The organism is Kitasatospora sp. NPDC051170 (assembly GCF_044455705.1).
Lineage (GTDB): Bacteria > Actinomycetota > Actinomycetes > Streptomycetales > Streptomycetaceae > Kitasatospora.
In genome coordinates this window covers 1-22,202 of sequence record NZ_JBITFA010000033.1, presented here as the reverse complement: position 1 = coordinate 22,202, position 22,202 = coordinate 1, and the positions used below count along the sequence as shown (strand labels likewise).

The following is a 22,202-nucleotide window of genomic DNA, read 5'->3' as shown; positions in this document are numbered from 1 at the left end:
GCGCGCCGTCTGCTCCGCAGACATGACGCGCCGTCACTAGCGTGACGGAATGACGCTGCGTGACTCCGTCACGCGGTGACGGAAGGTGTTCCCCCTCCGCTCCGCTCCGGGGCCGGCCTCCGGCCGGGAGTTCGGGTCGAGGTGACCCCGGGGACGTGGTGGCGGCCCGGACCGGGCCCGTAAATGGTGGCCGTGAGCGGCGTTTCTGCTGGTCAGACGTGGTGCGGGTTGAGCGCACTCCGTGCGCTGGCTGACTGGGAGAGGGGGTGGCCGGGGTCTGCTGCCAGCATCCGGATGAGGCCAGGGCTGTCATCCGACCCCGATCAACCATCACATGGTGTCACCACACCGGGCCCAGCGCAAGCCCCACCCGACCGTGCAACCGTCCGGCACAAGTGGTCTAGACCCATATCACTGGTCTAGACCGAACCGGGCCCATCTGACACCCGATAGATTCCCCGGACCATTCTGGCCCTGTATCAGAAACCCACCGTCCGGCAATCCTGCCGCAGCCCCCGTATCCATCCCGGAATGCATCACACCGCCGCACTGTGTAACGACAGGACTTGACGCCGCCCCACACCCTGACCCTGTATCAGAAACCCACCGTCCGGCAATCCTGCCGCAACCCCTCTGCCCATCCCGGAATGCGCCACCGTCCGGCCCCGATCCCGTTGACGATGTGACGCGAATTTCCGGTAGAACCACCACCGCTGAAATACCGTCGCCCGCCCCATGGAAATTACCCATAGGACGGGCGACGGGCACAACGACGTCAGCACACCCAGCGGTCGGGCCGCGGGGCCGGCGGCCCGGCTCGAAGGAGCGCGGCGGGCTCTGCGGGGGGCTCAGGGGGCGCGCCCTGCCCAGGCCCCGCCGGCACACTCCACCACGGGTGGCCCTGCTACTGCCCGCCGCATGGAATCTAGGATCCTTGTTTGCTTGTGTCGGCGAGATTCGGCGGATGTGCTGCTACCCATGCGGTCAGGGCCTGGGCGACGGCGTCCTTGAGCTTGGTGTCGTGGACGGCCAGGGCGAGCGTGAGTTGGCGGCGCAGAGCGTAGGGGATGGTTGTGGCGATCGGCACTTCCTTGGGGGCCGGTGCCGCTGCCGTGGGCGGGGTGGTCTTGGGGAGCTGTCGATCCTCGGGGACGGGTTCGTACGTGGGCATCAGCCGGTCTTCTCCATGACTGTTTTGATCTGCTGGTTCATCCAGGCGTAGACGCTCTGGAATTGGTCGGCTGCTTTCTTGCCGTCGGTGCGATCGGCTCGCAGTGGTTGGGCAAGTTCTTCCTGGTTTTTCAGGGCCACCAGCTCATGGATCCTTTCGGGGCAGACATGTTCTGTGCCCCGGATGTTCAGAATGTCTTGCTCGCGTTGCTGATGGATTTTCAGGTTCGGTCGGTATCGGTTGACGACGATTCCGGCTACGGCCAGGTCGGGGTTGAGGGTGTGGCGGTCGCGGTCAACTCGCTCGTGAATTCGGCGCGCAGCCTCGACGGAGTCATATCCGGGTTCGCACGGGAGGATCAGCACGTCGGCTGCCGACCATGCCATGTCGATTTGGTGGGAGAGCAGGTTGGGAGGGCAGTCGATGACGATGAGGTCGAAGTCGTCCACGACTCCCTGCATCGCGCGCAGCAGGCGTTTCTCACTGGCTGCGGTGCCTGCGGTGAGGGACAACAGCTCTTGGTCGAGGTGCGCGGGGGCGATGGTGATGCGGTCGCGGTAGGTCTGGTCGCTGTAGCCGCAGGGCACGAGGATCCGGGCGATCTCGCCGAGGGCGGGGTTCTGGAGGACGGAGGCGAGGGAGGCCGCGGCGCGGTCTTCCGGGGCTTCGGGGACGAGTGCGCGCAGGCGGCGGGTGAGGTTGCCTTGGGCGTCCATGTCGACGGCCAGGACGCGGTGGCCGGCCTCCGCGGCGGCGGTGATGATCCCTTGGGCGGTGCCGGTCTTGCCGACGCCGCCTTTGTGGTTGGCGATGGCGACGTGGGGTGCGGGGCGCCGGGGCTGGGGCGGGTCGGTCTGGTCGGGGTTTGGCATCGCTCGGGGTCCTTCCGGGGGGAGGGTTTCCGGTCAGGACAATGGCAGCAAGCATTCATGGATTCAAGGAGCCATGCGCGGCGCGGGGCGTTGCGGTACCGTGCGCGGCCTGTCTCGCTGGCTGGGCATGAGCATCGCCCATCTCTTCCCCTGGGGGCTGTGGCGCCCGCGTGGGCCGCTGGGCGGGGACGCCGAGAGGGCCGGGCGGCCGGGCTGTCCGGGGCGCCTCAGCCCGGCCGGCTGGACGGCCCGAGGACGGGATCGGGGCGCGGTCGGGGGCAGGACGAGCGGATGCGGGCGAACGCCCTGGGCATCGGCGCGGTCCCGGCCCTGGTGGCGTGCGCAGGCCGGTTCCGCCGGCCATGGCGGGATCGACCCGCGCACGCGGTGCGGCTTCATTGATTTCCCGCCGCGCGGAATAGGGTGCGTGGAATTTAAATGCTCGGATCGGAATTGTGCTGCGGGATTACCCGCCCGAAAATGCAAGGGCGGGTCTGACCTCAGCCGAACAGGCGCCGCTTGCGCTTGGGCTCCGGCCGGCGCAGAGGCGGCTTCCCGGCGAACTCCCGCTTCTGGTGGCACTTCCAGCACTCGACCGCTTCGGGGTCGTGCTCCAGCAGGCTGTTCTCCAGCAGGCGGGGTGGAAAAGCAGAACCGCCCCCGGGGCGGGGGGCGGTGCGGGTCTGACGGTCTGGGGGTGTCGGGGTCAGGCGACGGGTTCGAGGTGGCCGGGGTCGGTGGTCCACTCGATCCCGCCTTTTTCGGGGCGCAGGTGGATCACGCGGCGGACGACCTTGTCGGTCCAGCGGCTGGTGTGGATCTCCTGGGCCACGATCGTGCCTTGGCGGCCGGTGGCGGTGTCGAGCACCAGCGTGCCGTTCTTCGGGTGGCTCGCGTACGTCACCCGGTGCTCGGTGGTGTTCACCGCGCCTCCCCGCCGGGGTCGGGGGCGGTGCGCTCCAGGATCGCCGCGAGTTGCTCGATCACGTTCGCGTGGCAGCCGCCGAGTTCCACGAACGGTTCGCCGGTCAGGGTGGGGTAGCCGCCGCGCAGGGACGGCAGGGTGAGCTGGTGCTGTCCGAGGGCCGTGCGCAGGCGCTCCGAGGCCACGATGGCGGTCCGGAAGGCGTCCGGGTTGGTGTTGGGCTGATCGGTCATCAGGCGAGCGTAGAAAGCGTGGCAGGGGGCGGGAGGCACAGTCTGTGCCCCTCCGTTTTCTATGCGGCCACGCCCACTGCGGCGGCCAGTTCCCGGGCGGCCGGCCGGACCGAGGCGGGCCCGGTCAGCAGGGAGCGGACCAGGTCGTGGGTCTCCTTGTTCCAGCGCGGGGTTTCTGAGGCTGCGGTCACCGCCTCGGTCAGCAGACCGGCCACCTGGTCCAGGTCGCCGACCATCTCGTGAGCGCGGGCGACCTCGACCAGGTGGCGGGCGCGGCGCGGCTTGGCCGGGATCAGGGCGGGCTCGATTCGGCGGGCCCAGCGCAGTGCGGTGCGTGGCTGGCGCAGCTCGACGGCGATCGTGACGCCGTGGACGGCGGTGGCCCGCACGGACGCGGACGTGGGTGAGGACCACCAGGTGGCGGGGAGGGTGCGCGCGGTGGCCTCGGCGCGGTCGAACCAGCCCCACGCGAGGCCGGCCTCTCCGGCGCGGGCGTGGGTGATGGCGGCGTGCCAGGCCATCGAGGACCAGGCGGCGGCCAGCTCGGGGGAGTCGGTGCGCAGCGGGGTGAGCAGGCGCAGTGCCTCGTCGGTGAGGGTCTGGGCGCTGTCCCATTGGCCGGATTCGCGGAAGGCTTGGACGAGGAACCAGCAGGCTTGTCCGATCGCGGCCGGGTCGCCGGCGGATCGGGCGGTGGCCAGGGCGCGTTCGGCGACGCGCCAGACCAGGGTGCCGTCTGCCTGGTAGGCGGAGAACATCTGGGTGAGGTTCAGGGCGCTGGCGTGGAGCACCTGGGCGCGGCGCCGGTCGGACACCTCGGGGTGGGAGGCGGCGATCGAGGCGGCGGTGAGTAGGCCGGGCAGCAGTTCGCCGAGCGCGGTGCGGTGGTCACCGCGGGAGTCTCTTGCGGCCCAGCCGGTGGCGACGGCGGCGGCGACGTGGTCCAGGTTGGGCGCCTGGTCGTCGGTGAGCGTCAGGGGGGCGGAGTCGACCGCGCGGCGGACCACGGACAGGGAGGGGTGCTCGTTCACTGAGAAGAGTGAGAGTGGCAGTGAGGCGGAGCCGGTCAGCTCGGACAGGTCGGTGACCCTCAGGTGGTCGGCGAGTTTCACCAGCATCGGCAGTTTCGGGGTCTGGAGACGGCCGTTCTCGATGGCCTTCAGCCAGCCTTCGGAGCGGCCCACCAGGCCCGCCAGGACGGGCCTGGAGATGCCCCGGCGCTCCCTGAGCGCCTTGATGCGCTGACCGGTGGTCAAGCCTTGCGGAAGCGTCGTCATGGGTCGTCTCCCCTTGCGCCTGTTGGGCCGTCACCGCGAGCGTACGGCGCGCGGTGACGGCCCGTCCCGGCCAGCGTGAAACCTCACCTCGCCGAGCCGACGGGAAGCAAGCTTCCAAGCTTCCAATCAACCCTGGAAGCTTGGAAGCCTTGCCTGTTCTGGGTTCAGCTCCCGCTGAACAGACGGCGCTTCTTCTTCGCCTCCGGGCGGCGCAGTGGCGGTTTTCCCTCGAACGAGCGGTTCTGGTGGCACTTCCAGCACTCGATGGCGTCCGGGTCGTGTTCCAGCAGGCTGTTCTCCAGCAGGCCGGTCTTGCAGGTGACGCACCGTTCCCGGGCCTCGGCCTGGCGTAGCGCTTGGGCCCGCTCCTGGGCGTTCTGGGCGCTGTTCCTGTCCAGGGTGGCGTCCTGGCAGGGGGTGCACTCGGTCGTGCCGTCGGCGCTGGCGTCCCACTCGTCCTGGTAGGCCGGATCGTCCGGGCGTCGGCCGCAGGTGGGGCAGTGGCGGCGCTGCATGTCCTGCTCGTGCTCCTGGTCCTCCTTGGCCTTGCGCGCCTTGCGGGCAGCCTCCTGGCGGGCGTGCTGGCGCTCGCTGTACGCCTCCCAGCCGTCCGGGTCGGCCAGAGCGTCGGCGAGGGTTTCCAGGCGGCCGTGGTGGCCGTAGCGCTGCCAGACCGGACCGGTCAGCCCGAACTTCCGCAGGTGCTCCAGGGTGGTGGCGATGACGGGGATCTTTCCGCTGTAGTCCCAGTAGTAGGGCTCGTCCGCGTAGTCGCTGCCCCGGGTCCACCGGGGCTTCCAGAACGGCTGGGAGGCGTCCTGGACGGCCTCCAGGCGGTTCTGCAGGGCGACCGGCCCGAGACGTCCGCCGAAGACGATGGCGACCGGCGGGAAGACCGCGTTCACGTCCTGGCCGTGCACCCGCTGCGGCCGGTGGTTGTACATCAGGTGCCAGTACGGCCGGACCTCGTCCCCGCGCTTGGCCGTGCGCTCGAAGAACCGCCGGTAGCGCTCGAACTTCGCCGCCACCGTCTCCGGCGTCATGGTGCCCCGGTCGACCTCCACCAGCAGCACCGGCAGGCCGAACTGCGGGGCGCGCAGCACCGCGTCGGTGATGGCGCGCATCTTGGGGCCGACCTCGTGGACGGTTTCCGTCGACCAGTCGGCGATCTCACCGACCCCCGGGCCGCCGAGCGGGCTGGTGCCGCCGCGCAGCACGGCCAGGATCGTCTCGTTGACCATCATGCTGTGGGGTGCGCCGGATCGGCCGGCGCCGCGGGCGATGCCTCCGAGGTCGCGTCCGGTGGGCAGCACTTCCTGGGCGGCCTCCAGGCCGTGGCCGGTCAGCCGCCACAGTTTCTCCCGGTCGGCGGTGTGGCCGTCGGAGGCGGTCAGGGCGTGCAGGTGGAGGTCGAGCAGCGCGGCACGGATCGCCTTGTTGCTCTTGAGGCCGGGGCGGGTGATCCGCTGGAGCTGGTCGGCGGTGGCGACCTTCAGCACGCCGAGCGCGGCGAGGACGTCGCCGCGCAGGCGGCTGGTCGAGCCGTTCGGGTAGTCCGCCGACCTGGCCCACGCCTTCGCGCCGGCCACCGCCTGGTCCTCGCCCACACCCCTGCCCCTCTCGCTCGTCCGCCGCCCGCCCGATGCCCCTCGCCGCGCGCAGCGCCCCGGCCCCGCCGGGAGGCCGCCCGGCCGGTGGAGGGAGAGCCCCAGCGGCTCGGGAGCGGACGTCGAAGCCTTCCGACCGACCCCCACCCCACCACCAACACCAACACTCAACAGCACAGGAAGGACAGGGGGAGGAAAAGAAGGGTTGTCGGGATTTCCGGTGAGAGGTTGCCAGGCGGTCTGACCTGGGCTTTTAGCCGCTCCGGGGCGAAATCTTGCGGTAGGGGGTTCGGCATGGGAGGCGGTAGGTGCTGCGGAAGCATTGGAAAGGTCCTGTCCACCAACCTTGGCGGCGGGTGAGTTCGGCCGGCCTTCCCGGGACAACCGGTCTCCCAGGGAAGTAGTCGGCGCCCGCGGCAGGGCCCCGACGCCCCCTGGTCCAGCAGGTCAGCGCGTACGCGCCGAGCCCGGCCGGGCAGGTTCCAAGAGAACCCGAAACGGGACCTGAAAGGGAACCCCAAACGGCACCCCGAACGGCACCCCAAAGGGAACCCGGAACGGAACGCCCGGCCGGGCCTGGCAGGTGGTCAGCCGCGGGTCTGTGCGTCGGCGAGCTGGCGCAGCGTCAGCGCGACGGTGCGGGCGGCCATGGCCGGGCTGGTGTGGAGCAGGGGGGAGTCGTCATCGGGGCCGGCGACGTAGCTGTTGGGCATGAGCACCGAGACCCAGCGCCTGGTGTTCCACAGGCCGTGCTCCACCCAGCCCACCGCCCGGTTGTCCCGGACGACCAGGTACAGGGTCTCCAGGTTGGGCCAGTGGTAGAGGTGCCACCCCTCGCCGATCTCGTCCAGGGCGCGCAGGAACTGCGGCTGCCCGAGCTCGGGGCGCTGGTTCGGCGGGACCAGGATGCGGGGCTGCGCATCCTCCTGCTGTGCCTCGCGCGAGGCGGTGAGTTCCGGTCCGGGGCCGGTGAGTTCCGACCTTGCCGCCTCGCGCGAGGCATTGTCCGGGCGGGGGACGGCCGGGGCCGGGGACGGGCGCCGGACAACGGGCAGCAGCGCGGCCGGCCTTTCGCCGGACACCTCCGGCTGCTCCTGGCGGCGCTGCTCGGGGGGCGCGGCCAAAGGCTCGTGCGAGGCGGCAAGGTCGGCTTTGGCGCCTTGCACCCTGACCTGCCGGACGGCCTGGTTGGCGCGGCGCAGCAGGGCCTGCACCACCTGTTCCAGCGAGGCGAGGTCGACGTTCAGCCCCAACCCGGCCTCCCCCTTGTCCAGGGTCTGGGCAAGGCCCTGAGCTTTGCGTTCGACCAGCGCGCCGAGGCGGGCGACCTCCCGGGCCGCCGCGCCGTCGAGCGAACTCACCGGCTCGCGCGAGTCATTGACGGAGCCGGCCAGCGCCGCGTCCTGCCGCGCCCTGAGCCGGGCCCGGTACGCCTTGGAGGAACAGGCCCGGCCCGGGCAGTAGGAGGGCTGCTGCCCCTTGCCGCCGCTGCGGATCGGCTCCCCGCACACCTCGCAGGCCCGCCCGGCGGCGGCGGGCTCCTCCCCATCCTTGACGACTCGCGTGTGGCTTTCCATGAGCCGGATCGTACGTGCGAGGAACGACACCAGCTCAGCCGGTGCCGCCAGCCCGGGCCACGCGCTCACACTGCGCCCCGGGCCCAGCGGCGGGGGCTCGACTTCGGGCCGCTCCCGCCGTGGTGGTAGCGGGCGACTTCGGCGAGCAGTGCGGCGCGGGCGGCCTCCAGGTCGGCGTCGAGCTTCCGGCCGCGGGCGTTCGTCGTGCGGTCGAACCCGATGTAGAGGTGGACCAGGTGGAGGTCGTAGGCCAGGCGGTGGAGGTCGTCGTCCCACCCCTGGAGTTCCTCCAGCGCGGCGCGCACGGTGCGGTCGACGGCGGCGGCCGGGTCCTGGCCCAGGGCGCGGGCGACCACCGCGACCTCCTGCAGTTCGTCGGCGTCGACCTCCGCGACCTTCTCCGCCCGCACATCGAGGCCGGGCCGCGCGGCGTCGAGCAGTTCGGCGCGCTCACGGGCGACGCCGGCGGCCAGGTCGCGCCGGCGGCGGGCGAGGACGGCCGCGGGGTCCTCCGGGAGCCACGGCGGGCGCCGGGCGGAGGGGAGTGTCGGGGCCAGGACCGCGCGCATGGCCGGGCCTGCACCGAGGCTGCGGCGGGTCACGGGGTGACCAACGAGCCCCCGCGCCAGGAGGCACGGGGGCTCGCGAAGATGGGACAGCGTCAGGTCACCGGTCGTTCTCGGCGCAGGGCCAGCAGGTGCCCAGCGAGCGAGGAATGACGTACCCGGCATCCTTCCGGCAGGCCGGGCAGCATCATCCGCTCGTGCGCCGCCCAGCGGGCCGGGGTCATCGGCCGGACGGGCCGGGCGAGGTCGGCGCGGTAGAGGTAGGCGACCCTGCGGCCCCGGCGCCACTCGATCTGGGCCACCGGGTCGGTTCCTCCCGGGCGCAGCCCGCGGGCGCGGAGCTGGCGGCGGGTGAGCAGCCCGGCGGGGGCGAGGCGGTAGGGGTAGGTCGGGGTGCCGCCGTGGTGGCGGCCGGTGGGGTCGTGGCGGTGTCGGCCGGCGCACACCGTCAGCACCAGGACCCGACCAGGACGGCCGCGGGGAACAGCCCGACCACGATGTGGGCGGCCTGGTCCACGAGCGGCGCGCCGCCCCGGGCGAGGAACCCGGCACTGTGGGTGTGGGTCATCCACCAGGTGATGGGCCAGCGCCGGTCGATCAGGCCGTGGCTCAGGCTCACCCAGGCGAAGGCGGCCAGGGTGGGCCAGGCCGGGGGCGCGAAGTCGAGGAAGATCCGGGCGACGGTGAAGACGCCGAACAGCCCGGCGAGGTGGATCAGGACGTGCTGGGAGTTGGCGTGCCAGCCGTCCCGGCCGGGCGCGGCCTTGTGCTCTGCCATGTGGTCGGTCTGGAAGAGGTAGTCACCGGCGAAGTGCCCGATGAACATCAGGAAGAAGGCCGCGGTGGCGGCGAGCACTGCGGAGTGCGGGAACATGGTGCGTGACCTCCCGGTCAGTTGCTGTCTGGCGGGGTCGGGTCGGGGCGGCCGGACTTCTTCGCGGGATGACGGCCGCCCCGTGCTGTGCGCGGTCCGGGTCAGTCCTCGGTGACCGCGACCGCGACGGAGGCAATGTGGTCGGCCTCGAACGGCAGGTTCTCGAACTGGCGGGCCACGTCGGGGTCCGTGGTGGTGGTCAGGTCTCGTCGCCGGTCTTGGTGCGGATCTTGTAGACGGCCTGACGGGTCATCCGGGCACGCTCGGCGATGGCCGCATCCGCCCGACCCCAGCCGATCGCCCCGTTGACCAGCTCCAGGCGCGCGGTGCGGGCCTCGCCCAACTCCCGCTCCAGGCGGGCGACGTCGGCGCCGACCACCGCGAGGCGGTCCCAGTCCTGCTCGCGCAGCCGGGAACGGTGGGCGCCGGCGGCCTCCAGGGTGCCGAGCAGGCGCAGGCCCGCCTGCCCGGCGCGCAGCTCCTCGCGCTCCGCCCAGCCCGCCAGTTCGTCATCGGTGGTGGTCGAGGCGATCTCACCGGAGGCCAGGCGGCCGTGCTCGGCGTCCCAGTCGGCGAAGTCGCGCACGGGGCGCGGGTCTCCGTCCAGGACCAGGGTCCGGTACCAGGCCCGCACCCCCAGCACGTCGAGGATGACGCAGGTGCCGTCGCTCGCCGGGGTGCCGTAGACCTTCTTGATCTCCGGGTGCCAGCGCTCGTTGAAGCCGAGGTAGCGGGTGATGTACTCGCACTCCTCGGCGAGCTTGTCGAGCGACCTGCCGAGCAGGCCCGGCTGGTAGACCTGGGGGAAGCGCTGCACGATCTCGGCGTAGTCGACCAGGTCGGCGTCCACCTCGGGGCCGGCGGCCTGGCGGTGGCGGGAGCACAGCCGCCCGATGTTGCGGCCCGCCCGGGCGGAGTCGGCGGACCAGTCCAGCTCGCCGCCCGCCTCGAACAGGCCGTTCAGCAGGGCCTGCGCGAACGGGGTCAGCTCCTCCAGCAGCGCGTTGGCCGCGGCGGCGTCCAGGTAGGGCAGTTCCTTGACGCCGGAGTCGATCGTCCAGGACAGCACCTCCGGGACCGGCTGGAACCACATGTGCGGCCCCCGGAAGCTGAAGGAGGTCCCGGGGTGCCAGCGCTTCCACGTCTCGCGCGGCACGTCGTTGACGGCCCGCCAGGACGGGTTCCACGGCTCCAGGTGCTCGGTCGACTCGTGGAAGGCCAGCTCCCCCGTGGCAGTGTCCAGCAGCACGTGCTGGTAGTGCCCCGGGGTGCTGCGGCCGGTGGTCGGGGCGGGCGAGATCACCCCGACCACCGGCACCGCGGTCACGAGCGGCGCCGGGTAGCGGCCCGGGGCGACATCCGGCACCGCCACCGCCCCGCCCGGAATATCACGCTGCGTCATCTCAGGTTCCCCTCTCACTGACGGACACTCCGCCTGTAAACAGGTTGCACCTGACGGCTAATCAATGTCAACCGGTTTGCATGGATTGGTTGACGCTGCCGTTCGGGCCGTCGGTCACTGCTAGTCACTGTCGCTGTCGCTTGTCGCCTGTCGCGAAAGTAAGAAGACGGGGGGTTCTCCGGGTACAGGCCCGGGGAACCCCCCTTTCGCGTGCCTATCGCTACAGGCGACAAGCGACAGTGCTGGTCACGCTGAGCGACCGATGCGGTCGTGCCAGGGGCGGATGTAGGTGACCTGGGAGCCGCTGCCCTGGCGGACGACGTGGCCGGCTACGGCCCAGGTCGTCATCCAGCGCTGCACCGTGGCGCGGTGTGCGCTCATGCCCGGCTCGGTGCTCAGCCGGTCCGCCAGGGCGGTGACGCCGATCCCGGCGGGGCCGGCCTCGGCGATGATCGCCAGGGCGCGGAGCTGTACGGGGTCGGTCACCTCGGCGAGTGCCTGGGCGGTGCCGAGGGCGGGCGGCGGCGGGAGTTCGGAGGGGACGGGGGCGAGGTGCCAGGTGGCGTCATCGAGCACCTGGGCGAACTGCTGCCGGGTGGCGAGGTCCACCGGTTCCGGCTGCGGCGCAGGGGTCGGGGGGACGGGTGACGGACTGGGCTGGGCTGGCACCTGTCCGGCCGCCGGGGTGGCCGGGGCCGGGGGCTGGTCGCCGCCGGTGGCGGGGAAGAGGTTCTTCAGCATCCCGCGCAGGCCTTCGCTCGGGTCCGGAGTCGCGGCCATGGGGCCGGCCGGGGTGGTGGGCAGCGGGGCAGGGGCGGCGCGGTCGAGGATGGCCTGGGCCGCAGGGGCGAGCGGGGTTCCGGGTTTGTAGAGCTTGGGCAGGGTCCGCTCCCACCGCTGCTTGTAGATGTTCGCCGAGGCGATGTTCAGGCTCACCTCGTCGAGCGCGGGCCGGTATTTGGCGACCGCCGGGGAAATGCGCGCGATGTCGGTGGGCTCGATGCGGTACGCCTTGAAGGCCCGGGGCCCCGAGTTGTCGTATTCGAAGAACCCGGAGCCCTGCACCGGGGCATCGCCCTTCTTGATTCCCCGGGCGTCCGAGAAAACGTGGTGGTACTCGGACTCGTCGGACACGCGCATGGCGATCCGAAGACGGGTCATCTCCTTCATCGCGGCGGTCACCATGTCGCGGGTTCCACGCAGCGCTGAATTCACCGCGCGAACGCCGCTGGCGCGGCCGGTGTTGATGACGTCGGAGATTCCCTGTTGCACGGAATCGGGGAGCTGGGCGACCTCGTCGGCGATGATGATGATTTCCGGCAGGTCAGGGCCGACAGGCACCTTGTCGTCGTTCACCTGGTACATCAGGTCCTGGTAGCCCATCTTCCGGGCCTCGATGATCTCGACGGCGACCTTGAGCATGGCGACGGCCTCTTCCGGGGTGTTCGCCGCCCAGTCGATGACGGGGACGTCGGCGCTGCCCTCGCGGGCCCAGGAGCGCAGCCAGGGCAGGGTGATGCCGGCGCCGGTGGTGTCGATGTGCCACAGAAGCACGTCGTTGCAGCGCAGGAGCTGGGCGTTGATGACGTTGAGGAGGTTGGTCTTGCCGCCCTCGATCTGGCCGATGATCAGGCCGCAGTGGTAGCGCAGCATCGCTTCGGCGTCGTAGCCGTCGCGGAAGACGCCGAGGCTAAACGGCGCGTTGATGGTGCGCGGGGTGTCGAGTCCGTCGGTCGGGAGCGGGACCAGTTCGGCGATGGCGTCCTTGGTGTTCACGCGGATGATGACGGTGCCGTAGTCCTCGCCCTGGTCCACTTCCAGGGAACAGCCGGCCTTCAGGCGCAGGTCGGAGCGCAGCGCGAGGGCGTGCGGCTTGATGTGGTCGACGGTGGTGCCGCCTTCGGGGAGCTGCACTTCGATGGTGTAGCCCATGCCGGTCTCCCACTCCTCCACGGCGGCGACCGTACAGCCGGCGACGCCGCAGACGCGGTGCAGGCGGTCTTCCCAGGCGTCGCCGGTGGCTTCCCGCTTGGTCTGTTCGGCTTCGAGGCGGCGGCGTTCGGGCAGGTCGGCCTCGTACGCCTCGTAGGCGGCGGAGCAGCCCCAGGCGAGGGTGGCTCCGGCCGCGAGGGTGGTGACGGGCCACCAGGTGGCCCAGGGGCCGGAGGCCATGGCCCAGCTGGTCCAGCCGCCGGCGGCGAGCCAGGTGGCGGCGCGGTAGACGCGGTGGCCGGGGCTGTAGCGGCGGTGGGTGGCGATGGCGGCCGCGGCGACGGCGCCGGCCGCGCCTTCGGCCAGGCCGACCCACAGGGGGGCGTCGGCGAGGTAGCCGACGGAGGCGGTCAGGGCGGAGACGCCGGCTCCGTTGATCGCCGCCCACGCGGGGGTGTGGCGCCCGTTCCAGTCGAAGGCGCTGTTCTTGCCCATGGTGGTGCTCCCTTCTCGGTGGTGGCGGGCGGTCAGACGTTCCACATGGCTTCGGCGGCGGCGCCGTTGCGGGGTGCCTCGTGGCGGGCCAGGTCGGGGGCGTGGACGCGGCGGAAGACGGGGATCACGTCCTGGGCGGCGGAGACGGACTGCATCAGCCGGTGGTGGACCAGGCCGACCATCTCGGCGATCTGCGGGTCGACGGGGTAGCTGTTCTGGGAGTGGATGGCGAGGTTCTTCACGGCGGTGGCCAGGTGCTCGATGCCGGTGGGCAGGCCTTCGTACTCGCGGCCGACCTCGGTCATCACCTGCGGCTGCCACTGGGCGTAGACGGTGGCGACCTCTTCGGCGGAGCGGGAGAAAACGGACTGGTAGGTGGTGCCGCCGTCGCCGGGTCGGCCGCCGATGTTCCACATCACCTCGCCGGAGTAGCCGTTGCGGGGGGCCTCGAAGCGCTCGATGTCGGGCGCGTGGACCTGCCGGAAGGTGGGCGCGACCTCGTCGGCGGCCTTCGCCGCGTCGAGCAGCGCGGCGCACGCGGCGGTGACGGCGTCGGCGACGGCGGCGTGGGCCGGGTAGACCTCCTGGGTGTTGAGCGCCAGGTGGGCGACCGCGGCGGCGGCGTGCCGGATGCCGGAGGGCAGGCCCTCGTACTCGGCGGCGACCGCCATCATCGACGGCGGGCTGTACTGGCTGTAGGCGGTGGCGACGGCCTCGGCGGCGCGGGCGAACACCTGGTCAACTCCGGACACGGTTCCTCCTGTGGTGGGGGCGGCTCCGGCCGCCTTGGGTCCCGACGCGCGGCCGGGGTCGTTCACCTTCGCCTTGCGCTTCTTCTTGGTCTTCTTGGCGGCGTCCTTGGCGTCCGCCTGGGCGTTCTCGGCGTCGCGGGCGTCCTCGACGGCCCGGGAACGGTTGGCGCGCCAGTTCCACACCCGCACCCCGACGCGCCAGCCGACGCCCGGGCGCCAGGGCATGAGCACCTGGGCGACGGTGCCGGCCACCGCGGCGAGGACGAACGAGACCGTGCGCTTGCGGGCGAGGCGCCAAAAGCGGCGGGTGTTGCGGCGGGTGCGCTTGCCGTCCTTCCACGCCTTCGCCGCACCGCTGCCGGCCTTGCCGATGCCGCGCGGCACGCCGTCCTTGAACGCCTTGCCCGCCTTGCCGACGTGCGAGGCGATCGGCTCCGCCCGGCGGCGCGCGGCGGCGATGGTCTGCGCGGCCTTCCCTCCGAGCCCGGCGCGGCGGGCAGCTGCCCGCCGCGCGCCGTCGGCCGCCCGGCCGGCCCCCTGGCGGGCGGAGCCACCCGCGGCCGGACCGCCCGGCGACCCACCCGCCACACCCTTGCCCAGGGAGACGCCCCCAGCTGCGCCAGCCGCACCGGCGGTACGGGCGGCGCGGCCGGCCGCAGCGGCCAGGCCGGGGGAGCTGGCCGAGGCGGGGCCGGCGGCGCGGCCGGCCGCAGCGGCCAGGCCGGGGGAGCTGGCCGAGGCGGAGCCGGCCGTCTCGGCTGCGGCCCGGCGGGCACCCTTGTCCAACAAGGGGCTGCGCACCCGACCGGTGGAGCCGCCGGAGCCGATCAGCGACCCGCCCGCCGAGCCGACCGAGCCAGAGCCCGTAGCGGCCCGCCCAGCAGCCCAACGCCCGCTCTGACGGCCCCAGCGCCCGGCACCGCCCAGAAGGCCGCCACGACGCCCCCACAGCCCGCCGTAGCCGTAGCCCCGGCCCCGACCCTTCGTCACCCGGCGGAAGGCGTAGGCGGTGCGCAGCGCCCCGGCTCCGGCGGTCAGGGTGCCGACGGTCGCGGCGGCCGGGATGCCCCCGGCGTACAGGGCGGTGCTGGTCGCCAGGCCGACGCCGTTCACGACGGACAGCAGCAGCGGCCCGGCGGGGATGCCCCGCCCGGCGGGGCGCTGCGCCGGCTCCGGGCGGGCCGACGGGGCTGCCGGGGTCGCAGTGGCGGGGACCGGCGGGGCGGGGACGTACACCGAGTCGCCGTCCGCCTCCACCGGTGCCGGCAGTGCCTGCCTCGGAACCGGCGCAGCGGCCGGGGCCGAGGCGGCGGGCGGCTGGATGACGCCGGTCGGAGCGGCGTGGGTTTGTACGGTGGTCTGGTTGGTCGTCATGCTGGCCGTGCCTCCTTGATCGAGTGGGAGGTGCGCCCGGCGGGCCGGGCCTTCAACCGAGGCCCGCCGGGTGCAGTAGTGCCTTGATCACGATGGGTACCGATTGTCACCCGTCGGGGTGACGGCCGTACCGGAGTTTTGGTGCTGACTGATCGTCAGGTGCGGTGCTTGCGCATCTCGCGGTCGAGCGACTCGGGCTTGAACGGCGCGCCGACCATCGAGGGCAGCATCGAGGCGAGCTGGTCCCGGTCGGTGAGGCCGGCGTCGACCATCAGCAACTCCACGGCCGCGGCCAGGCTCAGGCGCCCGCCCTGCCGGGGCACCCGCTCGTCTCCGGCGTCTCCGGATCCGGCAGCGCCATCGTGGATGGTCTTCGCCGGAATCAGGCCGTTCATCTGCGCGGACGCGGGCTGCACCGGATGTCCGGACGCCACCTTGGATGCCATGGCCGCCTCCCACACCTCCTTGACGGACCATCCGTCGGCGCGGGCGGCATCGAGGGCTGCGACGGTGCGGGGGCTGGCCTCGGTGCCGTGCTCGGAGTCGGTGCGGACCGCTTCGGCCGCGCGGTCCAGGGTCTGGGCAGTGCGCACGGGCTCGGGCTCCACCAGCTCGACCACCGGCGCGGCCGGGAAGGAGTAGCCGGCCTGCTCCATCGCGAGCAGCTCCAGCGCCGCGTGCTGCTCGACCTTGGCCACCTGGCGGCGAGTCGAGGTGAGCGCCAAGGTGGAGTAGGCGGTGCTCTTCTTCACCCGCACGAGTTCCTGGTCGTCCTCGGACAGGTCGCGGTCGATGTGCTGGAGCACCCCGAGCCAGAGCACCTTGGCGAACAGCGAGACCGCGCCGCCGATCACCGCGGCGGCCAGGCTGTGCATCATCAGGGCGCCGTGCGCGCCGATGGCGAGCATGGTGGCCACCAGCAGGCCCCAGCCCAGACGGCGGGGGAAGAGCCGCTTCTGCGGCTCGTAGCGGGCCAGCCACTCCAGGATCAGGCAGACCGCCCACGCCACGTCGAAGATCGACGCTGCGGCGTAGCCGACCCCGCCCTTGAGCAGGGCGCCGATGCTGACGGTGGACCAGGTCACGGCCACCAGGGTCAGAGCGAGCACCAGGGCGACCACGGTCCGGATGGCGATCTGGTCCCAGTCCCTGGGCAGGACCGGCACCCGGATCTCCTCGGTGCGGGTGATCGCCGTGCCGTCGGCGTGGACGCCCGGCACCCGGCGCTTCTCGATGCGGTACTTGGTCATCAGGCACCACCCGTCGAGCCGAGCTGGCGGGTGATCTGCTCGGACAGCGAGGCGAGCTGGCGGCTGGCCTCGGCGAGCTTGGTGGCGGCCTCGCCGGCCGCACTCGCGGCAACGGCGCCCTGGGCGGCGATGGCGGCGAGCGCCTCGCGGGACTGGTCGGGGGTCTGGCCCCCGGTGACGGTACGATCCATGACGGATCGGCCTCCCTGTGTCAAGTCAGGAATGGGCTGGTCAAGGCCCTGAGCCGGTGTCCAACCACCGACTTGGGGCCGCTCCGTTTCCGGAGTGATCCCACTGTGACACGAAGTCTCGACTAAGACAAGTAGCGACTTGTCCGAGGCTTTGGTCTATGCTCTGTCCATGGTCGAGATCCCAGAGGAGCAGCAGGCCCAAGCGCTGAGGCGGGTGGCCGAAGCCGCAGCTAGACGGGCGGAAGCCCAGGCACGCGTGGACGAGATCACAGAGGAGCTGCGGCAGGCGGCCGTGACCGCAGCTGCGGTGGGCGCCTCGCGCTCCCGCATCCGGGCCCTCGCCAAGGTCAACGTGAACCGGCTGTATGCCTGGTGGACCGAGGCCGGCCTAGAGGTCCGACCGAAGAAGGCCCCTGGGAGTTCGTAGCGGGGCGTAGCCTCTCCACCACTCAACTACCAAGATCCCGAACAGCAGAAAGCCCCTCGCCGGTGCTTCCCGCAGTTGACGCTGCGGACCGGTTTCGGGGCTTCACGCTGACCCACATGGTCTAGCACCGAGTGTACCCAGGGCGACTTAGCCCGGAACCAGGTGCAGGCCCCAGGAAGGCCCACATGAGTACGCGCACCACCCAGACGGACGCCCCAGCGCACGTCTCCACCACCACCGCCCCCCAGGTCCGCCCGTCGGACTGTGGCGCAGGTCACGCCGTAGCAGATGCAATTCCGCCCGGTATGGGTCACACCGCACCGGTTTTTCTGGCCTCTAGGTGCATGACCCAGAACACTGCCGATCTCCGGCCTCCGACCACCGTTCCCGATCCTGTGCTCCCGCCCGCCGTCCAGGCCGGGCTGCTCCTGGTGGCCGTCGCCGGATCGGCGGTGGCCCGATGAGGAAGCGCACCTCGCGGCCGCCCCGGTTCGTGGCGGTCGACAACAAGGCGGTCGACACGCTGACGTCGATCACGGCGATCGGCCTGCTGACCCGGCTCATCCGCGCCCGCGACGGCGAGGAGATGACCGTGGAGAAGCTCACCAGGTCCTACATCGAGGGCAAGGACTCACTGAGCGAGGCCATGCGGACTCTGGTGGAGGCCGGCCTCGTCGTGAAGTTCAAGATCCAGCGGGCGCGCTCGGAAGACGTGGAGGGTCCGGACGGCAAGGTGGTCCGGAAGCGAGGCGGGTCCTGGTACACGACGTTCTCCGTGGACAGCATCCCGTTCACCCTGGAGGACGTCGCGGCGATGACCGCCGAGATCCGCGCCCAGGGCGGGGTGAAGAACCTCCGGGTGGAGCCGACGCGGCTCGACCCGGACCCCGAGCGCAGGTCCCTGCCGCCGGTCGCGCGGAGGACCAAAAAGAAGGCCCCTGACACTCCCGCGAAGGCCCCGGATCGACCGACCGCCGGAAAACCGCATGTCGGTCCCACCTGCGACGATGCGGCCGAAAATCCCGTAGAAGAGCCTCGACCGACATCGCCTTCACCGGAGGTCGGTCGACCGACCGTCGGTGAAGGCGACGCTCATAACTACGGAAAGACTGAAAGAAAAGAGACTGACGACGAACCTTCCGTCCGTCCGTCCTTCTCTGACCGTGGTGCGCGCGAAGCTCAGAGCGGCCAGCCGGACGGACGGACGGACGGCGGCGAGGTCGACCAGGAGCAGCGGCAGCAGACCGGCGGGCCGGTCGCGGGTGGCGGGTCGGCGGCTCCGGCTGCGCCGGTCGCACCGCAGCAGGCCCCGGGTTGGACCTCCCCGGGGGTCGAGCTGCTGATGCGGATCGGCGTCGAACACCCGGAGCTGCGCCTGGCGGGCAAGCCCCTGGCAGACCAGGGCGCCCGGGTCTCCGGTCTGCTCGCGGCCGGGTGGGACCGCCAGATGCTCAAGTCGATGCTCTCGGCCAAGCTGCCGGACAAGATCGAAAAGAGTGTCGGGGCGATCATGTCCGGCTGGATCAGCGCCATCCCGGCCGAGCCGCCCGTGACCCCGGCTGCCCGGGAGGCCGCCGAGCGCCAGGAGCAGCGGCAGGCCAGGCCCGCCGTTCCGGCCCCGCGCTACCACGAGTGCGACGGCCGGGACGGCATGTGCGGCCGTCGGGTGCCGGTGGCCGGAGTGCTGTGCGACGCCTGCTCCAGGCCGTGCAGCACCGAGGACTGCAGCGGGACCGCCGCGGCAGCCGGCGGCCGGTGCCAGACGTGCGTGACCGCCGAGGCCGACGCCCGCCTGCCCCGCTGCCAGGACGGCTGCGACCGGCCCGCCGTCCTGCAAGGACAGTGCACCCGCTGCCGCCGCGAGGCACGGGAGGCAGCAGAGGCAGAGGCCGCGTTCGCCTCGCTTCTGGGCCAGGAAGGGGCTCCAGCGCCCTTCTGACAGGCGATCACCCCTGCCTGGTCTAATCGGGCGGGGGTGGGCCTGAGCGGCCGTCACGGGGCCGCACAGGGCCTCTCGGCAGGCCCTCAGGGCCCCACTCGGAAGGCCGGTCGGCCCCGAACCGGGCACCGCACCCGCTCCACACCACCCAATCCAGTGAATACGTGCCAACTCTATGGAAAATGTCCATAGAAAATGGATAGGATGCTTGCATGGCACTCAGCACGTTGGAAACCCTGCGGCTCACCGTGGCCGCCCTCCGGCAGCGCACCGGCGAAAGCCAGGCGCAGCTCGCCGCCGGCGTCGGCCTCACCCAGGACAAGGTCAGCCGCCGCCAGGCCGGGGCGCAGTCCTGGACCCTGGACGAGGTCGACGCCCTGGCCCGGCACTGGGGAATGGCGCCGCTGGACCTGCTCGCCGGGCCCACCCACGCCGCCCAGGCCATGACCTGGCCACCCCACGCCGCCGCACCGGTGCCGGCCACCTTCGCCGCCCCGGCCCCACGGCATCCGAGGCGGGAGGCGCCGCCGCGCCGAAGCACCCGGACCGAGCCCTATTCGCCCGTGACCCCCATCCCGGACAGCTGGGCACGCCCCGGCCAGCGAGCCACCGCCCCGGTACAGCCGGCTGCGGCTCTGGTCGGCGAGCCGGCCGCGGCTCCGGTCGGCGAGGACCCGGCGGCTGCCGCCGACTATGACCGGGGCCCGGACGGCCTGCCGCTCGATCACCCCGCCGTGCCGTGCGAGCACTGCGGCCGACCGGTCCGCCACCGGATCGCGGGCCGCGCCGTCCACCTGGGCGGCTTCTGCGCCCCCGCCCAGACCCCAGCGGCGGCTGCTGCTCCCGCTCCGGCCCCCGGGGCCACCGAGCCCGCCCCGACGCCCCCGGCACCGGCAGTCCCGGCAGCGGCCCCCGCCCCGCCCCGCCAGGCCGCCCGCCCCGCCCCGACCGCCGCCGCCGCGCCGCGCGGCGAGTACGCCGGCACCGGCCGGGACCTCGGCTACTACCTCGACCTGATCACCTCGGCCGTCCACGAGGCCCTCGAAGAGCACGGTGGCGACACCGAGGCCGCCTCGGCCGCGCTGGAGAAGCGGGCAATTCCGAACGGAATGGCGCTCTTCGACGCGACCCGCGTCGGCGCGGCGTACGAGCACACGGTCTATCCGGACCGGCTGGAATTCCTCTCCAAGAAAACCCGGAACGGCGCGGACGAGATTTGGGAGGGGCGCCACAAGTGGGAGAACGGCCCCCTGATGGAGGCGGTCCGCAGGGGTGACCCGGCGGAGGTGGCGGTGGACGTCCTGGACACCAACGCCGCGTACTGCTCGGCGCTCAAGGCGCACCTGCCGATCGGCAGCCTGGTCCACCAGCCCGATGGCGGGTTCGACCCGAAGCGGTCCGGGATCTACCTGCTGCCCAAGCGCCCCACCTGGGAGCACCCGACCCTGCCCGACCCGATCGGCAACCGGCACGAGGCCGGCCCCGTGCTCCTGGACGGCGCCACCGTGCGGCTGCTCGCCCGCTGCCACAAGCTCGGCCTGTCCGAGGCCCCGCACATCACCGAGGCCTGGACCAGCGGCGCGAGTGAGGGCCTGTTGGAGAAGTTCCGCCGCGTCCTCACCCAGGCCCGCGAGAATGCCATCCGGGACGGTGACCAGGTCACCGAGAAGTACGTCAAGGCCATGTACGCGAAATTCGCGTCCACCATCGGCGAATCCACCTACAACCGCGACATCCGCCGACCCGACTGGATGCACATCATCCGCAGCCAGGCATTCGCCAACCTCTGGTACAAGGCGCACCGTGCCCACAAGGGCGGCCTCACCATTGTCCGGCTGCGCGGTACCGACGAATTGCACGTGACCGGCGAAACCGACTGGCGCACCGTATTCACGGAGGGCCGACTCGCCACTCAGATGAAACTCAAGGACCAGTACACCCTGCCTCTCAACCGGAAGCGGAGCGCCTAATGTCGACCGACGGGTGGAAGAACTTCGGCCGGTACGGCGCCGATGGTGACGCCGGGAATGTGCACGGAAGCATGGCGCTCGGCCGGGCCCTGGAAGACGCCCTGGAGCGGATGATTATCGAGGGCGGAATCAAATCCCCCGTCAACACCCGACGCGGCCTGGGCGCCCGGATGCGCTACCTCCTCACCTCCAAGGGCGGCGCCCAGGCGCTCGCCGACGCCGGGGTCACCGCCACCCCCGCCACCATCCGGGCCTGGGCCAAGGGCAAGCAGCAGCCGCGGCCGGCCACCCGCGAGGCCATCGACACCGCCTACTGGAACCTGCGCGCCGCCAACGTCCTCGCCAACAGCGGAGCGTTCAAACAGCACCTCAACCGCGGCGGACGCGGCAGCAAAATCGAGATCCACCCCATCAACCAGAACGTGGTGGACGAGAACCGGCGCCGCGACAACCTGCGGGTCCGCTCCTTCCAGGTCCGCTACATCTGGGACGACGCCGTCGACGCCCTCACCGACGGCGACGCGGGCAGGCTCGAAGAGATCTGGGACGACATCACCAGCGAGCTGGACTCCGACTACGGGGCCTACCAGTACGTCTCCCACGTCGGCCTCGGCGCCTGACGAAGCGGCACACCCCGCCGACGCTCACCGCCCGCCCTTTATGGATGATTCCCATGGGGCGGGCGGTGGCATTTCTGGGTGTGGTGGCTGTACCGGAATTCTGCGTCATATCGTCAACGGCCCCGGTTGGGGTGGCGTGGTTGTTCTTGATGGCTTGCCAGGGTGTGGGGCGGCGTCAATTCCTGACGTTACACAGCGCGCTGGTGTGATGCATTCCGGGATGGGTGTGGGGGCTGCGGCAGGATTGCCGGACAGTGGGTTCCTGATACAGGGCCAGGATGGTTCCGAGGTCCTGTCGGGTGTCGGATGGGGTCGGATCGGTCTAGACCACTGAAATGGGTCTAGACCACTCGTTTGGGAGGACTGCACGTTCGGGTGGGGGCTTGCGTCGGGCTCGCTGGGGTGACACTATGTGATGGCAGTCGGGGGGTCGGACCTTGGCCCGTGCCCGTCCGGATGCCGACCGCACGCCCCGGACACCCCCTCCCCCAGTCAGCCGGCGCACGGAGTGCGCCCAACCCGCACCACGTCTGAACAGCAGAAACACCGTCCCACAGGCACCACGGCGGACCCTGCCCGGACCGGCACCCCAGCACTCGGGCCAGCTCACCCCCGGACCCCCGGCCGGAGGCCGGCCCCCGAAGCGGAGCAGAGGGGGATCACCCTCCGTCACTGCGTGACGGAGTCACGCAGCGTCATTCCGTCACGTTAGTGACGGCGCGTCATGTCTGCGGAGCAGACGGCGCGC

General features: G+C 71.8%; 18 protein-coding genes and 1 pseudogene. 4 read left to right on the top strand and 15 right to left on the bottom strand.

Annotated elements, in window-relative coordinates; all coding sequences use genetic code 11:
• Positions 1-925 precede the first annotated feature (925 nt).
• The 15 genes and pseudogenes from ACIBCA_RS36855 to ACIBCA_RS36785 form a co-directional block, all read right to left on the bottom strand.
• A complete protein-coding gene (locus tag ACIBCA_RS36855; RefSeq protein ID WP_396287550.1) occupies positions 926-1,171 on the bottom strand; it encodes a hypothetical protein in 246 nt (81 codons plus the stop codon).
• Positions 1,171-2,043, bottom strand: a complete 873-nt coding sequence (locus ACIBCA_RS36850; RefSeq protein ID WP_396287549.1) for a ParA family protein — start codon at positions 2,041-2,043, stop codon at positions 1,171-1,173. The genes ACIBCA_RS36855 and ACIBCA_RS36850 overlap by 1 nt, the downstream gene beginning before the upstream one ends.
• A gap of 706 nt (positions 2,044-2,749) precedes the next feature.
• On the bottom strand, positions 2,750-2,968 hold the full coding sequence (locus tag ACIBCA_RS36845; protein ID WP_396287548.1) for a hypothetical protein: 219 nt from the start codon (positions 2,966-2,968) through the stop codon (positions 2,750-2,752).
• Positions 2,965-3,201, bottom strand: coding sequence for a hypothetical protein (locus ACIBCA_RS36840; protein WP_396287547.1), 237 nt, complete (start codon positions 3,199-3,201; stop codon positions 2,965-2,967). Before ACIBCA_RS36840 ends, ACIBCA_RS36845 begins: the two co-directional genes overlap by 4 nt.
• A gap of 59 nt (positions 3,202-3,260) precedes the next feature.
• On the bottom strand, positions 3,261-4,457 hold the full coding sequence (locus ACIBCA_RS36835; RefSeq protein WP_396287546.1) for a helix-turn-helix domain-containing protein: 1,197 nt from the start codon (positions 4,455-4,457) through the stop codon (positions 3,261-3,263).
• Between the two features lie 185 nt (positions 4,458-4,642).
• Complete coding sequence (locus ACIBCA_RS36830; RefSeq protein WP_396287545.1) at positions 4,643-6,085, bottom strand: replication-relaxation family protein; 1,443 nt, start codon at positions 6,083-6,085, stop codon at positions 4,643-4,645.
• A gap of 587 nt (positions 6,086-6,672) precedes the next feature.
• On the bottom strand, positions 6,673-7,662 hold the full coding sequence (locus tag ACIBCA_RS36825) for a hypothetical protein (RefSeq protein ID WP_396287544.1): 990 nt from the start codon (positions 7,660-7,662) through the stop codon (positions 6,673-6,675).
• A 65-nt stretch (positions 7,663-7,727) separates the two neighbouring features.
• Positions 7,728-8,231, bottom strand: coding sequence for a hypothetical protein (locus ACIBCA_RS36820; RefSeq protein WP_396287543.1), 504 nt, complete (start codon positions 8,229-8,231; stop codon positions 7,728-7,730).
• 97 nt (positions 8,232-8,328) lie between these two features.
• A pseudogene (locus ACIBCA_RS36815) lies at positions 8,329-8,674 on the bottom strand (RRQRL motif-containing zinc-binding protein).
• 2 nt (positions 8,675-8,676) lie between these two features.
• Positions 8,677-9,102 (bottom strand): DUF3307 domain-containing protein, encoded by a 426-nt coding sequence (locus ACIBCA_RS36810; RefSeq protein ID WP_396287542.1) that lies wholly within the window; start codon positions 9,100-9,102, stop codon positions 8,677-8,679.
• A 199-nt stretch (positions 9,103-9,301) separates the two neighbouring features.
• Positions 9,302-10,504, bottom strand: coding sequence for a hypothetical protein (locus ACIBCA_RS36805; RefSeq protein WP_396287541.1), 1,203 nt, complete (start codon positions 10,502-10,504; stop codon positions 9,302-9,304).
• 246 nt (positions 10,505-10,750) lie between these two features.
• Positions 10,751-12,931, bottom strand: coding sequence for a hypothetical protein (locus tag ACIBCA_RS36800; protein ID WP_396287540.1), 2,181 nt, complete (start codon positions 12,929-12,931; stop codon positions 10,751-10,753).
• 32 nt (positions 12,932-12,963) lie between these two features.
• Positions 12,964-15,057, bottom strand: a complete 2,094-nt coding sequence (locus ACIBCA_RS36795) for a hypothetical protein (protein WP_396287539.1) — start codon at positions 15,055-15,057, stop codon at positions 12,964-12,966.
• A gap of 155 nt (positions 15,058-15,212) precedes the next feature.
• Positions 15,213-16,307: a hypothetical protein gene (locus ACIBCA_RS36790; RefSeq protein WP_396287538.1), complete on the bottom strand. Its 1,095-nt coding sequence runs from the start codon at positions 16,305-16,307 to the stop codon at positions 15,213-15,215.
• On the bottom strand, positions 16,307-16,498 hold the full coding sequence (locus ACIBCA_RS36785; RefSeq protein WP_396287537.1) for a hypothetical protein: 192 nt from the start codon (positions 16,496-16,498) through the stop codon (positions 16,307-16,309). Before ACIBCA_RS36785 ends, ACIBCA_RS36790 begins: the two co-directional genes overlap by 1 nt.
• Positions 16,499-16,667: 169 nt before the next feature.
• On the opposite strand from ACIBCA_RS36785, the gene ACIBCA_RS36780 reads away from it, so the two are divergent.
• The 4 genes from ACIBCA_RS36780 (at position 16,668) to ACIBCA_RS36765 (ending at position 21,454) form a co-directional block, all read left to right on the top strand.
• Positions 16,668-16,925, top strand: coding sequence for a hypothetical protein (locus tag ACIBCA_RS36780; protein ID WP_396287536.1), 258 nt, complete (start codon positions 16,668-16,670; stop codon positions 16,923-16,925).
• 493 nt (positions 16,926-17,418) lie between these two features.
• A complete protein-coding gene (locus tag ACIBCA_RS36775) occupies positions 17,419-18,864 on the top strand; it encodes a hypothetical protein (RefSeq protein ID WP_396287535.1) in 1,446 nt (481 codons plus the stop codon).
• Positions 18,865-19,076: 212 nt separating this feature from the next.
• Positions 19,077-20,834, top strand: a complete 1,758-nt coding sequence (locus ACIBCA_RS36770) for an acyltransferase (RefSeq protein WP_396287534.1) — start codon at positions 19,077-19,079, stop codon at positions 20,832-20,834.
• A complete protein-coding gene (locus ACIBCA_RS36765) occupies positions 20,834-21,454 on the top strand; it encodes a hypothetical protein (RefSeq protein WP_396287533.1) in 621 nt (206 codons plus the stop codon). Before ACIBCA_RS36770 ends, ACIBCA_RS36765 begins: the two co-directional genes overlap by 1 nt.
• Positions 21,455-22,202: the final 748 nt, after the last annotated feature.

Coding starts and splice junctions, on each gene's coding strand:
- ACIBCA_RS36855 (WP_396287550.1), bottom strand. CDS start 1,171: ATGCCCACGTACGAACCCGTCCCCGAGGATCGACAGCTCCCCAAGACC.
- ACIBCA_RS36850 (WP_396287549.1), bottom strand. CDS start 2,043: ATGCCAAACCCCGACCAGACCGACCCGCCCCAGCCCCGGCGCCCCGCA.
- ACIBCA_RS36840 (WP_396287547.1), bottom strand. CDS start 3,201: ATGACCGATCAGCCCAACACCAACCCGGACGCCTTCCGGACCGCCATC.
- ACIBCA_RS36825 (WP_396287544.1), bottom strand. CDS start 7,662: ATGGAAAGCCACACGCGAGTCGTCAAGGATGGGGAGGAGCCCGCCGCC.
- ACIBCA_RS36820 (WP_396287543.1), bottom strand. CDS start 8,231: ATGCGCGCGGTCCTGGCCCCGACACTCCCCTCCGCCCGGCGCCCGCCG.
- ACIBCA_RS36810 (WP_396287542.1), bottom strand. CDS start 9,102: ATGTTCCCGCACTCCGCAGTGCTCGCCGCCACCGCGGCCTTCTTCCTG.
- ACIBCA_RS36805 (WP_396287541.1), bottom strand. CDS start 10,504: ATGACGCAGCGTGATATTCCGGGCGGGGCGGTGGCGGTGCCGGATGTC.
- ACIBCA_RS36800 (WP_396287540.1), bottom strand. CDS start 12,931: ATGGGCAAGAACAGCGCCTTCGACTGGAACGGGCGCCACACCCCCGCG.
- ACIBCA_RS36795 (WP_396287539.1), bottom strand. CDS start 15,057: ATGACGACCAACCAGACCACCGTACAAACCCACGCCGCTCCGACCGGC.
- ACIBCA_RS36790 (WP_396287538.1), bottom strand. CDS start 16,307: ATGACCAAGTACCGCATCGAGAAGCGCCGGGTGCCGGGCGTCCACGCC.
- ACIBCA_RS36785 (WP_396287537.1), bottom strand. CDS start 16,498: ATGGATCGTACCGTCACCGGGGGCCAGACCCCCGACCAGTCCCGCGAG.
- ACIBCA_RS36780 (WP_396287536.1), top strand. CDS start 16,668: ATGGTCGAGATCCCAGAGGAGCAGCAGGCCCAAGCGCTGAGGCGGGTG.
- ACIBCA_RS36770 (WP_396287534.1), top strand. CDS start 19,077: ATGGCACTCAGCACGTTGGAAACCCTGCGGCTCACCGTGGCCGCCCTC.
- ACIBCA_RS36765 (WP_396287533.1), top strand. CDS start 20,834: ATGTCGACCGACGGGTGGAAGAACTTCGGCCGGTACGGCGCCGATGGT.